Source organism: Chondromyces apiculatus DSM 436, from assembly GCF_000601485.1.
Lineage (GTDB): Bacteria > Myxococcota_A > Polyangia > Polyangiales > Polyangiaceae > Chondromyces > Chondromyces apiculatus.
The window spans coordinates 19,918-32,528 of record NZ_ASRX01000014.1; the positions used below are offsets into that span (position 1 = coordinate 19,918).

The 12,611-nt window shown below is 71.6% G+C and carries 8 protein-coding genes; 4 read left to right on the top strand and 4 right to left on the bottom strand.

The window, feature by feature from the left end; genetic code table 11:
- Positions 1-212 precede the first annotated feature (212 nt).
- Positions 213-2,372, top strand: a complete 2,160-nt coding sequence (locus tag CAP_RS09925) for a prolyl oligopeptidase family serine peptidase (RefSeq protein ID WP_081864728.1) — start codon at positions 213-215, stop codon at positions 2,370-2,372.
- Positions 2,373-2,475: 103 nt separating this feature from the next.
- Here the strand turns inward: CAP_RS09925 and CAP_RS09930 are convergent, their stop codons facing one another.
- The gene (locus CAP_RS09930; protein WP_044239083.1) at positions 2,476-3,519 is read right to left on the bottom strand and encodes a phosphotransferase enzyme family protein; all 1,044 of its coding nucleotides are present in this window, start codon (positions 3,517-3,519) and stop codon (positions 2,476-2,478) included.
- 59 nt (positions 3,520-3,578) lie between these two features.
- Positions 3,579-5,696: an esterase/lipase family protein gene (locus tag CAP_RS52140; protein WP_052374662.1), complete on the bottom strand. Its 2,118-nt coding sequence runs from the start codon at positions 5,694-5,696 to the stop codon at positions 3,579-3,581.
- 175 nt (positions 5,697-5,871) lie between these two features.
- Between CAP_RS52140 and CAP_RS50180 the strand changes: the two genes are divergently transcribed.
- Positions 5,872-6,357, top strand: a complete 486-nt coding sequence (locus tag CAP_RS50180; RefSeq protein ID WP_231511273.1) for a hypothetical protein — start codon at positions 5,872-5,874, stop codon at positions 6,355-6,357.
- Between the two features lie 137 nt (positions 6,358-6,494).
- Positions 6,495-7,943 carry a lamin tail domain-containing protein gene (locus CAP_RS09945; protein WP_052374665.1) on the top strand — a complete coding sequence of 483 codons (1,449 nt, stop codon included), beginning with the start codon at positions 6,495-6,497 and terminating at the stop codon, positions 7,941-7,943.
- A 162-nt stretch (positions 7,944-8,105) separates the two neighbouring features.
- Here the strand turns inward: CAP_RS09945 and CAP_RS09950 are convergent, their stop codons facing one another.
- Positions 8,106-10,685, bottom strand: a complete 2,580-nt coding sequence (locus CAP_RS09950; protein ID WP_044239086.1) for a DUF2169 family type VI secretion system accessory protein — start codon at positions 10,683-10,685, stop codon at positions 8,106-8,108.
- Between the two features lie 138 nt (positions 10,686-10,823).
- A complete protein-coding gene (locus CAP_RS09955) occupies positions 10,824-11,663 on the bottom strand; it encodes a leucine-rich repeat domain-containing protein (protein WP_231511275.1) in 840 nt (279 codons plus the stop codon).
- A gap of 168 nt (positions 11,664-11,831) precedes the next feature.
- On the opposite strand from CAP_RS09955, the gene CAP_RS09960 reads away from it, so the two are divergent.
- The gene (locus tag CAP_RS09960; protein ID WP_044239088.1) at positions 11,832-12,608 is read left to right on the top strand and encodes an N-formylglutamate amidohydrolase; all 777 of its coding nucleotides are present in this window, start codon (positions 11,832-11,834) and stop codon (positions 12,606-12,608) included.
- Positions 12,609-12,611 lie beyond the last annotated feature (3 nt).

A 12,611-nucleotide genomic window follows, 5' to 3' on the forward strand; every position in this document is an offset into this window, starting at 1 on the left:
TGCCGGTACCGGCTCCGGGTGGGGCGGAAGGGACGTGCGTTCCTCGTGAGACCCGGCGCGCCTGGGGGGGGCAGGCCCGTCAAATCCGTCGGCTGTGCAGCCCCGGGCTGCCATCGAGCGAGTATGCTCGCGGCGTGCGACTCACGGCCCTCGTGCTCCTCGGCCTCTGCGCTGGCGCCTGCGGCGGCGCGGGGCAGCCTGAAACTCCAACCATGTCTTCGACGCCCATGTCCTCCACGCCCGAGACTCCCCCGAACACTCCCCCGTCCGCAGCTTCGTCCGAACGCCTCGCCTACCCGGCGACCCGCACGGTGCCCATCCGCGACGTGCTGCATGGCGTCGAGGTGGCCGATCCCTACCGGTGGCTGGAGGACGTGAAGTCGCCGGAGGTGCAGGCCTGGATGAAGGCGCAGGACGACTTCACCCGGGCGCAGATCGACGCGCTGCCCGGGCGCGAGGCGCTCGCGGCGAGGCTCAAGGAGCTCTACTACATCGACGCGGTGTCGGCGCCGCGCCACCGGAAGGGGCGATACTTCTACTCACGGCGGCACGCGACCAAGGAGAAGTCCGTCGTCTACTTCCGCGACGGCCAGAAGGGCGAGGAGAAGGTGCTCTTCGACCCCAACACCTGGAGCGAGGACGGCTCGGTGTCGCTCGGCTCGTGGCACCCCTCGTGGGACGGCAAGCGCGTCGCCTACAAGGTGCAGCGCAACAACTCCGACGAGGCCACCATGCACGTGCTCGACGTGGCCACGAACAAGAAGTCGGAGGTCGACGTCATCGAGGGGGCGAAGTACGCGAGCGCCTCGTGGACGCCGGCAGGGGACGGGTTCTACTACGTCTGGCTGCCGACCGATCCTGCGGTGCCCACCGCGGACCGCCCCGGCTACGCGGAGATCCGCTTCCACAAGCTCGGCGAGGATCCCAGGAAGGACCGGGTGATCCGGGAGCGGACGGGCGATCCTTCGACGTTCGTGGACGCCACGCTCTCGAAGGACGGCCACTTCCTCATCCTCACCGTGCAGCACGGCTGGGCCACGAACGACATCTACTTCCGCGACCTGCGCAAGGGCGGCGCGGCCGGCGCGGGCGGCGCCTCCGGCACGGGCGGTTCCAAGGACGTGCCGCTCGTGGTGGGCAAGAAGGCCCATTACTACGCGGAGGTCTACAAGGACCGCTTCTACGTGATGACCGACGAGGACGCGCCCCACTACCGCGTCTTCGAGGTGGACCCGGCCCGGCCCGAGCGCGCGGCCTGGAAGGAGGTGGTGAAGGAGCGCGCCGACGCCACGCTCGACAGCTTCTCGATCATCGGGGGGCACCTCGCGCTCGGCTACCTGAAGAACGCCTCCAGCCTGGTGGAGCTCCGGGCCCTCGATGGCAAGCTCGTGCGCGAGCTCAGGCTTCCGGGGATCGGGACGGTGGGCGGGCCGCTCGGGCTGCCCGACGAGGACGAGGCGTACTTCTCGTTCGAGTCGTACACCTCGCCGCCGGAGATCTTCTCGACCTCGATCAAGACGGGGAAGACGGAGACGTACGCGAAGATCCAGGTGCCGGTGGATTCCTCGCCCTACGTGGTGGAGCAGGTGTTCTTCCCGTCGAAGGACGGCACGCGCATCTCGATGTTCATCGTGCGGCGGAAGGACATGCCGCGCGACGGGAGCACCCGGACGCTGCTCTACGGCTACGGGGGGTTTCTGGTCTCGATGTCGCCCCACTTCATGTCGTCGATGTACCCGTGGCTGGAGCAGGGGGGCGTGTTCGCGGTGGCCAACCTGCGCGGCGGGGGCGAGTACGGGGAGGACTGGCACAAGGCGGGGATGCTGCTCGCGAAGCAGAACACGTTCGACGACTTCATCGCGGCGGCGGAGTACCTGGTGCGCGAGAAGGTGACGCGGCCGGACCGGCTGGTGATCCAGGGCGGGTCGAACGGCGGCCTCTTGATGGGGGCGGCGGTGACCCAGCGGCCCGACCTGTTCGCGGCGGCGCTGTGCGCGGTGCCGCTGCTCGACATGGTGCGCTACCACCTGTTCGGGTCGGGCAAGACGTGGACGGGCGAGTACGGCTCGGCGGAGAACGCCGAGCAGTTCAAGGTGCTCCACGGCTACTCGCCGTACCACCACGTCAAGGCCGGGACGAAGTACCCGGCCATGTTCCTGCTCTCGGCCGACAGCGACGACCGGGTGGACCCGATGCACGCGCGCAAGTTCGCGGCGGCGATGCAGGCGGCGACCACGGGGGGGCCGGTGCTCCTGCGCATCGAGAAGAACGCGGGCCACGGCGGCGCAGACCTGGTGCGGTCGGCCGTGGAGAAGGGCGCCGACCAGTACGCCTTCGCAATCGCGCAGACCGGCGGCATGACGAAGCCGTGAGACGTGAGGGCGGCGGGGGGCGCGTGTCCTCCGCCGCGCCGCGGGTGTCCAGCGCCGTGCGCTGTGGGTACTCAGCGCGGCGGGGGCTCACCCCAGCGCGTGCTCAGCGCCGCGGGTGTTCGAGCAGGGCGCGTTCGAGCAGGGGGCGCTGCCGCCGGGCCGAGAGGGCGAGGGAGAGCTGGCCCCGGGCGCGGTGGAGGTTGTGCGCGACGCGGGAGGGGAAGCGGGTCGGGTCCCAGCCGAAGTAGCGGTCGTCGAAGGCGTCGCGGCAGAAGCGCGCGGCGAGCTCCAGGGCGATGCGCTCGGCAGCGCCGCCGAGGGCCTCGCGCTCCTCGGCCGTGAAGGGTCGCACCGCGGTGTAGCCGGCCACGGCGGCCGCGAAGATGGGCACGTCGAACTGCGTGTCGGTGACGTCCTCGCCGGTGGGGTTGCACCAGGAGCGAAAGGCGTCGCCCAGCTCGACGTCGAGGGGGTAGCTGGCGAGGGTGTCGAGGTCGAGCAAGCAGAGGGCGCGGTCGTCCTCCGTGAAGCGGAGGTTCGAGATCTTCAGGTCGCCGTGGCAGTGGCGCGGGGGAAGGTCGAGGCGGCCGTGCCACGTGCGCCAGGCATCGAGGATGGCCTCGGCGAGGGCGCGGGCGTCGTCAGGCGCAGGAGCGCCGTCGCGCGCGGGAGGGCCTTCGGGCGCGGGGGTATCGGTGAAGGCGATGTCGCGCAGGCGCTCCATGTGGAGCGGGGTGTCGTGGGCGCCCGGGCGGATGTGGCGGTAGTCGTGGGTGAGGTCGTCGAGGGCGTCGTGGAAGCGGGCGACGAAGGCGGCGGCCTCGCGGGCGAGGGCGGGGGATGAGACGCGGTGCAGGGTGCGGCCGGGGATGAAGTCCATCACCCGCCAGACGCCGCCGCTCTCGTCGCGGGCCCACAGGGCGCCGTCGTCGGCGCGGACGAGGCGCGGCGTGGTGAGGCCGCGGGTGGCGAGGTGCGCGGTGATGGCCTCGATGTCGTGGTGGACCTCGGGGGCGAAGACGGGGTGGACCCGCTGGACGACGAAGCGGGGCGGGTCGCCGGCGACGAGGGTGGTGTTGATGAGGCCCGCGTCGGCGGCAGGGCGGATGGAGAGGCCGCGCAGCGCGGACCAGGCGTCGGGGATCACGGCAAAAGGAGGCTAGCCGGGCATGAAGCGCCGGGGAAGCGGCGCCAGGCCGTGGGGACCTACGGAAGAGACGCGAGCTGGTCCTGGATGCGCTCCCAGACGGCAGGGGTCACGCCGACCTCCAGGTGGCCGTGGGGGACGCCCTCTTGCAGCGAGCGCGTCGCGCGCTCCTCGTCGGTCCAGCCCTGGGTGAGCTGCGCCTGCGCGGCGATGCTCACGTCGAAGAGCACTCCGTCGCCGTGGGGATCGCCGGTGGGGGTGTCCATGCCGTCGAACTCGAAGGGCGCGCCGGCGCCGGCCGTGGTCCCGTGCACCACGTAGAGGAAGTCGAGCGCGGTGCTCAGACCGTGGGCGCGCAGCCGGGTGATCAGGTTGCCGCCCATCTCCATGGCCGCCTCGATGCCGAGGCCGTCCATCAAGCGGTAGCGCGCGTAGCCGCCGGTGTACTCCTCGGCGTTGAGCGCGTCGTACGAGACGTGGCGCGCCTCGCACGCCGAGGCCTCGGGCTCGTAGGCGGTGTTGCGGCAGGTGGTGTGGCCCTCGTCGTCGAGGAGGTATCCCGCGCCGATGTAGGGGGGCGCGGGGTTGTAGTCGACCTTGATCCGGATCCACTCGCGCCACTTGGCCTCGTCGGTGTCGATGGTGGACCAGTCGTTCGCGGGCGGGTCGTCCTGGCGGTCGGGGATGGGGTAGTCGGCGCGCAGGTCGTAGGCGACCTGGAGCTGGCCCCAGTACGCGGACACGTGCTTGCCGTTCTCGTCGACGGCGCCCCAGGTGGCGAGGTTGTACTTGTCGAACTCGTAGTCGGTGTCGTCGAGGCCCTGCTCGGTGTTGAGCGCGCGCAGGCTCTCGTCCCACACCGGGAGGCCCTCGGCGTCGAGGCCGGTGATGTTCGAGAAGTAGATGCGCCGCCAGTAGTCGAGCCAGGTCTCACCGCGGTACTCGCACACCGAGGGGGCGTAGGGGTTCGCGGGGATGTAGCCGAACGTCACGCACTGGACGGCCTTCATCCAGCTCCAGACCATGGGGCCCTGGCCGATGGGGGCGTTCTCCTCCGTGCTGGCGATGAGCAGGTTGTTGTACGGGTGGCGCCAGTTCAGGTCGAGGCCGCGGTGCGGCCCGGAGAGCGCGACGTAGGTGCGCACGTCGGACGCGAAGCGAGGCACGCGGCGGGCCTGCTCGGCGGCGAGGCGCTCGAAGTGCTTCGGGCCCCAGTCGTCCCAGGTGGCGACGTCGCTCAGGTAGAGGTCCGCGGAGATGACGCCCTTGCTCCAGCCGACAACGTCGACCTTGGCGGCGCCGGTGAGGGCGCGGATGCGGTCCACGGCGTTGGCGAGGTGAATGGCCTGGTTGAAGTTGTCGCCGTGGAAGCTGCCGAAGGTGACCGCGAAGGTGCACGTGCCGTCCGCTTCCAGGGCCTGGACGAAGCCGGTGGTCTGCGTCGTGCCCGGGTAGGCGTTGCCCTCGCTGTCGTTGCCGCCCGGGTAGAGCCAGACGTTGCCGTTCTGGAGCGCGCCGTGCACGAGGAGCACGGGCGTCCTCTCGGTGTCGCACGCGAGCTGTGCCGTCTCGGGCCCGTGGTGGAGGAGGACGAAGCGCGCCTCGGGCCGGGTGGGGCCCGGGGAGGGGCACGTCGCCGCGCCGGTGGTGCCGACGGTGCCCGCGCAGTCGTTCGCGTAGTGGAGGTTGAAGCCGTCCACGAGCTGCTGGTTCAGGTCCCCGTTGTAGGTCTGCAGGGGGTAGGTCGCGTCCTCGTAGGTGTCCTCCCAGCGCAGCTTCTGGGTGCGGAGGTTGTAGCCCTCGCTCCGGAAGGCCTGGAAGCCTTCGAGCAGCTCGGTGCGCCCCCAGGACCAGTCCGGCGGGGTGACCTCACCGACGACGCGGTGCCCGTCGGCGTAAGCTTCGTCCACGGGCGGGTCGAAGTAGACGTCGAACGGCGCTGCCACGGGCTCGGAGGGGTACGCGCTGGTGCCCGCGCCCGCACCACCTTCACCGCCGGATCCGCCCGTGCCCGCGGCGCCGGCACCACCCGCGCCGCCTGCGGCACCAGCGCCGCCGTCGCCTCCGGGCGGTTGCGACTCGTCCGACCCGCACGCGACGGCGGCGAGGCTCATGGCCAGCGCGGCGCCGCGCAGCAGTGTGACGTTCAGTCCCCCCCGGGACTTCGTGGACTTCATGGTCACCTCCCTGCGCGGAGCGGCGCGCACCCGAGCGCAGACCTCCCGTGACGCAGCAAGGAAGGCTAGGTCCGGGGGCGCTCGGCAAGCAAGAGGGCGCTGGGAGCGACGGGAAGCGGTCATGCCCTGGGGCGCACTTGCCGCCGGCTGCTACGATCGCGCCATGCTTCGAACCATGCTTCTCGGACGTCGCGGGACGCTCGCGCTTGCGGCGCTTGCGGCGCTCGCGCTGACGACGCTCGGATGCGAGACGACGGAGTGCACGGAGATGGGCTGCGTGTCGTCGTTCGCCGTCACCTTCGCCCACGCGGGCGCCTGGGAGGCGGGGAGCTACCGGGTGACGGTGACCGTGGATGGCGGCGCTCCGGTGGCGTGCACGGTGACGCTGCCGCTCGACTGCAACGCGCCGTCGCCCTGCCCGAACGGAACGCCGTTCTACATCTCCACCGAAGGGTGTGCGCTGGACCCGGCGCAGCACGTGCTCGGCGGGGTCGACTTCTGGGGCGTCACGCCGGCCTCGGTCGCAGTCAGTGTCCACCGCGAGGGCGTGCTGCTCGGGGAGGGTTCCTACAGCCCGAACTACACCACCTCGCAACCCAACGGGCCTGACTGCGAGCCCACCTGCAAGAATGCACCGAGCGCGGAGCTTTCGCTGCTTTAGCCGTATCTTTCCGCGGGTTTGATGGAGATTGCGCCACCGCCGCACAGGCGCGGTGGTGCCCTGAAGCGCCGTGATACCACCGCCTCCTACCCCGGCACCGCGCGTGCGCGGTCACCCCCCCGGGGAGGAGGCGCCCGATGTCCAGAAGGCAGCGATTCCACATCTCCTGGTTGGCCCCCCTCGTCCTCGCGTCCTGCGCGCTCCCCGTCGAGGAGGCGCCGGAGCCGCGCGCGGAGGACTTCGCCCAGGCGGTGAGCGTCCCGTCGCGTGGGAGCGCGAGCACGCTTGACGTGGCGACGTGGAACCTCGAGTGGTTCGGGGTCACCGACATGGGGCCCGCGAACGAGGCGCTCCAGCTCCAGAACGCGCGTGACGTCATCCTGGGCGCGGACCTCGACATCTGGGCCGTGCAGGAGATCAGCGGGTCGAGCCACTTCGCCGACCTGCTCGACGCGCTGCCCGGCTACGACGGCTTCCTCTCGAACGACCCGTCGGTGGCGAGCGGGTCGAGCTACTACTACAGCAGCGAGCAGAAGGTCGGCATCGTCTACAAGACCAGCACGGTGACCGTGAACAGCGCGAAGATCATCGTGACCGCGGCCAACAATGACTTCGCGGGCCGGCCGCCGCTCGAGGTGCGCCTGACCGTGAACGTCAACGGCGCCGTGAGCGACCTCGTCCTGATCACGCTCCACGCCAAGGCCAACTCCGATCTGGACAGCTACACGCGCCGCGGGAGCGCCTCCGTCGCGCTGAAGTCGTACCTCGACACGACCTTCCCCACGCAGCGGGTGATCGTCCTCGGTGACTTCAACGACGACGTCGACACCTCCATCCGCACGGGCCAGCCCTCGCCCTACGCCAACTTCGTGGCGGACACGGCGGACTACAGCTTCGTCACCAAGATCCTCTCGGACACCGGCAAGCACTCCACGGTCACCGGGACGCAGATGCTCGACCACCACCTGCTCACGAACGAGCTCGCGCAGCTCCTCGTGAGCGGCTCGCCCCAGGTGTACGAGGTGGACCAGTACGTCCCGAGCTACGCCGCGACGACGAGCAACCACTACCCGGTGCTCGCCCGCTACACGGCCCCGGGCGCGCCGCCCGCCCCCGGCGCGAAGGTGTTCCTCAACGAGATCCTCGCCAACGAGCCCGGGTCGAGCACGAGCGGCGAGTTCGTGGAGATCGTCAACGGCGGCGCGAGTTCGGTGGCGCTCGGGGGCTACACGCTCTCCGACGCGAGCGGCTTGCGGCACACCTTCCCGGCGGGGACCACGCTCGGCGCGGGCAAGGCCCTCGCGGTCTTCGGGAGCGCCGCGGGCATCCCGGTGGGCGTCACCAACGCCGTCGCCGCGTCGACGGGAGGGCTGAGCCTCAACAACGGCACCGACTCGGTGATCCTGGCCAGCCCGGCGGGCACCGTGGTGGACACGATCGTCTACACCAGCGCGCTCGCGTCGACGGACGGCGTCTCCATGAACCGGAGCCCGGACGGGAGCGCCACCGGCACGGTCGTGCTGCACACCACCCTGAACGCGGCGCTCGCCTCCCCGGGCAAGCGCGTGAACGGCGCCGCGTTCTGAGCCCTCATTCACACGGCAGGGGCTCGCGCCCCCGCCCCCCGCCGAGCAAAGCTCGTCGGGGCCCCCCACTCCGCGATCCACCCGCGGTCTCCAGAGCGTTCTGCCGCTTCGGGCCTGACGCCCGTCGCCCCGGGAAGCGGACCATGTCCCCGGCCGTGTGGTTCAGGCGTGCTTCGAACGTGGCACCACGCGCGCCAGCGCCACGGTCCGGAGCGCGACGGCGTGCTGCTCGTACTGGTCGAGCTGCAGCCGCGCCTCGGCCAGGAGCCTCACCCGGAAGCGCTGGTACATGGGCAGCTCGGCCGCGAGGGCCTCGGGCAGGTAGGTGGGCATCGGAGCCTGCCCCGAGGCAGGGGTGAGCAGGCCCCGCAGGAAGCTCTGCCCGAGCAGGGTGCGCTTCTGGTAGGCGCGCTGTTCGAGCAGCGCCCGCTCCGCGTGGGCGTCGAGGTGGTTCGGCGGCAGCGCGCGGTAAGCCTGGGTGAACGCCTCCTTCACGCGGGTGATCAGGGTCTCCACCACGCTGCCGGCGCGGTCCATGCCCGGGGTGGCGGAGATCTCGGTCACCGCGTCGAGGGTGTCCTTGAGCCGCTTGTCGCCGTGCGCGAGGGGGGCCGCGGCCGCGAGCATGGCCTTGAGCATGGCGGCAGGCTCGAAGGGGAGCTCCAGCTCTCCTGTGGCGAGGACGAGCGGGGGCGCCGTGGCGCCGTCGTCCATGGATCTGCCGATCAGCTCCTCGAAGGTCTCGGGGTCGCCCGCGTCGGCGCTGCGCAGGAGCGCCACGATGTCGCGGCGGTCGCGCGCCTTCTGCTTGTCGCCCGCGGCCTCGGGGTCGATGTCGTCCTCGCGCGGCAAGGGCTTCACGTCGACGAGGAGGCGCTTCCACTCGGGCTGCTTGCGGATCCGGGGCACGTGCTTCGGGTCGAGCCACACGAGTTCGAGCAGCTCCGCGGCGCCCGTGCGCGCAGGGGAGGGCGCCTGGTGCGGCCTCGGGGCAGGCGCCGCTGCACCGGGGATGGGGGTGTGGGAGGGATCGGCAGCGGCGTTCGAGACGGCGAGGACACCGAGCGGCTGGGGAGCCGGGTCCGGCGTGCGCACGCCCGGAGCGCTCCCGGGCGGCGCCTGCTCACCCGAGGCGGCGAGGGCCTCGCCCACCGTGCGTCCGTTGCCGCTCGGACGCGCCGGCGGGACCGATGCTGCGGCAGGGGGCTTCATCAACGGCGGCGGTGCGGGGTGCACCGCGGGGGACACGGGGGACGCGGGGGGCGTGGCGAGCGGAGATGCAGAAAGAGGCGGAGCGAGGGGAGGGGCTGCGAGGGAGGATGGGGAGAGGGGAGGCGCGGCGAGCGGTGCGGGGGGTTGCAGGGGCGCTGGCGGCTGCGCGGGGGAGGATGACGGAGGTGGTGGTGCGTGCGGCGCTGGCGCTGCGTGGGGCGGCGGGATGGGGAGCGGCGTCGAGGTCACCGGGATCGAGGCCGCCAAGGCCTGGGTGGAAGCAGGGCCGTGAAGCGGCGACGAAGGCGGGGGAGGCGGCGCCGCCGGACGGTGGGTGGGGCCCGGCGACGAGGGCGGTGAGGCTTGCGGCGACGCGCTCATCGGGCTCGTCGTCGGCCGCTTGGGAGGAGCCGCGCCGTGGACGGGCTTGGTGTTGAGCCAGGCGGGGGCGGCGTCCGGGCGTGGTCCGTCGAAATGCGCGGTGGCGGTCTGGTTGCGGGTCTCTTCCTCGATCTCGATCGTCTCGCGCCCCGGGGCCTCGGCGATGGTGACCACCACCCGGCCGGAGACGTCGGGCTTGCGCAGCGGCACCTGGCCGCGCCACGTCAGGGTGCAGAGGCCGCGGTCGGTGTCGATCCACAGGGTGTCGCAGGTCATCCGCAGCTCCACCGGCCGTTCGCCGAGGATCTCCGCGGTCACCGCGGGCTGCAGGCCGGGCAGCTCGGTGACCAGCAGAGGGTGCTCGCGGTGCAGGTTTTCGAGGCGCAGGCGCTGGTCGGCGCGGAGCACCGCGGCCTGCTGGTCCACGGGGGCGACGTTGAAGAACGAGGGGTCGAGGCGCTCGGGCAGCGGGGCGCGCCGGTGGTGCGTGCCGCCCCAGGTGGTGGCGAGGGGGCCGAGGATCCGGGTGCGGGGCGGCCAGGAGGACGCGATGGGTCCGAAGCCCACAGGCTGGGTGTTGAGGTGCACTCCGAACTCCGCGGCGCCCTCCCAGGTGCTGCCTTGAATGCGGGCTGGTCGAAGGTTCGGGAGTCGCACCCGCCGATGCTCATCGGTGCGGTTCTTGGTCATCCCGACCGGGTTCCACGTGCCCGAGCCGCCCGCGGCCCGCTCGTACACGAGCGGCATCGAGGTGAACCAGGGACCCTCGGTGATTTGACCCTCGGCGCCCAGGGTGCGGTCGACCACGACGCCGATGGACTTGTCGATCTCCGCGACGTTGAGGCGGGCGAGGAGGTCGTGCACGGGCTGGCCGCGTGGCGCGAACGCCTTGCCCACCAGGACCACGTCGGCCTTGGGCTTGAAGGGGACGAGATCGCCGGGCGCGTAGAGGCTGCGCGCGGGGTCGTCGTTCCAGTGCTTGTCGTCCTCGGTGGGGTGCTCCTGCTGCTCGGCGAGCCGGCAGGTGCCGGGGAGCAGCTCGAAGGTGGCCTTGCAGACGATGGTCTGGGTGATCTCTCCGGTGCTCCGGCGCCAGAGCAGCGAGGTCGCCCTGAGGGGGCACAGCGAGATGACGTCGAGCCCGGGCATGCGCCGGAGGATACGGGGAGCGAGGGCTTCTCGGTAGCTCACCGCGTCGCTCACCGCGACGGCGCCGACGCCTCGGCGGTGCGGTGTGCCTTCTCCCTCTGGCGGGCGCTCACCTTGTGGCCGCCTCTGCGCTGCGCGTCAGCCCTCGTGGATCTTGAGGCCCGGGATGCCGAGCAGCGGGCTCGTGTCGTGCACCGCCGACCCCTCGATGTAGACGCTCTTCAGCTTGCGCAGGCCGCGCAGGGGGCCGAGGTCGTTCACCCGGGTCCGCTTCATCTGCAGCATCTCAAGCTTCTCCATCTTCGAGAGGGGGGAGAGATCGGTCACCTCGGTCTCGTCGAGCTGCAGCTCGGTGATGTTGGTCAGGCCCGCGAGGGGCGCGAGGTCGGCGACCGGGGTGCGGCCGATGTCGAGGCGGTCGAGCTTCTTCAGGTCGGCGAGCGGGGTGAGGTCCTTGACCATGGTCGCCGAGACGCGCAGCGATTCGAGCTGGAACAGGCTCTTGAGGGGGGTGAGATCGCTGATCTTGCCGGGCGGCAGGTAGAGGCCTTTCAGGATCTTGAGCTCGGGGAAGATGCAGGGGTCCAGCTCGTCGAGCTTGGACTCGGTGAGGTTCAGGGTCTTCACCTTGGCGAGGTCGGCGCGGACGATGGGGCCCGTCTTCTTCGAGGCCTGCAGGCGGATGACGCTCTCGAAGTTGGCATCCGGGAAGGCGATCTCGGCGTCCTTGGAGCAGACCACGTTCTTCTTGGGGGCCGCGGTGGGGGCGGCGCTCGGCGTGGGCGCCGGGGTGGGTACGGGCGCGGCGGCGACGGTGGCGGAAGCCGTGCTCGTGGGCGACGTCGTCGCGGACGGCTTGCCGTCGTCGCAGGCGGTGAGGCTCGCGGCGAGGCAGGCGGTGAGGCAGGCGGCGCGCGTTCGCGTGGACACCGCGGAGAGCACGGGGCGGTGGGCGAGGAAGGCTGGGCGGTGGCGCATCGGGGGGGATGCTACCCGTACTGCGTCTCCTAGATCAGGGGGTCTGACGCGGCCCCTGCGCTCCCCGGGGGCGCCATCCCTGGTTTCCCCGCGGGGCGAGGAGCCAGGGAGCAGGGACGAACTTGGAGAACACTGTACTAGTACTGCGTATCAGGACGTGGAGGACTCATGGGTGAGCGGGTCTCAGCGCAGGACGAGGTCGTCGTGGAGGATTTGCTCGACGCGGACGAGCCGCCGCCTTTCGAGGTGGTGAACGAGGGGGGGGCGTCGCGGTGCGTGCTGCTCTGCGAGCACGCCTCGAACTTGCTCCCGCGCCGGGTGGGTGATCTCGGGCTCGACCACGCCGACATGCAGCGCCACATCGCGTGGGACCTCGGCGCCGCGGCGCTCGCGCGGGAGCTGAGCCGGCGGCTCGACGCGCCGCTCTTCCTCGCCGGGTACTCGCGGCTGGTCATCGACTGCAACAGGCCGCTCTGGGCGAAGACGTCCATCGTGGAGATGAGCGAGAGCACGGCCATCCCCGGCAACGTGGGCCTGCGGGAGCCGCAGCGGCAGGCGCGGGCGCGGGCGCTGTTCGAGCCGTTCCGCGACGCCATCGCGGCGCACCTCGACGCGCGTCAGGCAGCGGGGCGCCCGACCGTGGTGGTCGGGGTGCACAGCTTCACGCCGGTGTTCCTCGGCGCGGCGCGTCGCTGGCAGTGCGGCATCCTCTATGCGGCCGCGGAGGCGTTCGCGCGCCAGCTCATCGAGCGGCTGCGGCAGGAGGTGGCCGAGGTGGGTGACAACGAGCCCTACCGGGTGAGCAACGAGAGCGACTACACGGTGCCCATGCACGGAGACGGGCGCGGGCTGCCGGCGGTGCTGATCGAGACGCGGCAGGATCTCCTCGCGACGAGCGCGGGCATCGCGGAGTGGTCCGAGCGCCTGGCGCGCGCGCTCGCGTGACGC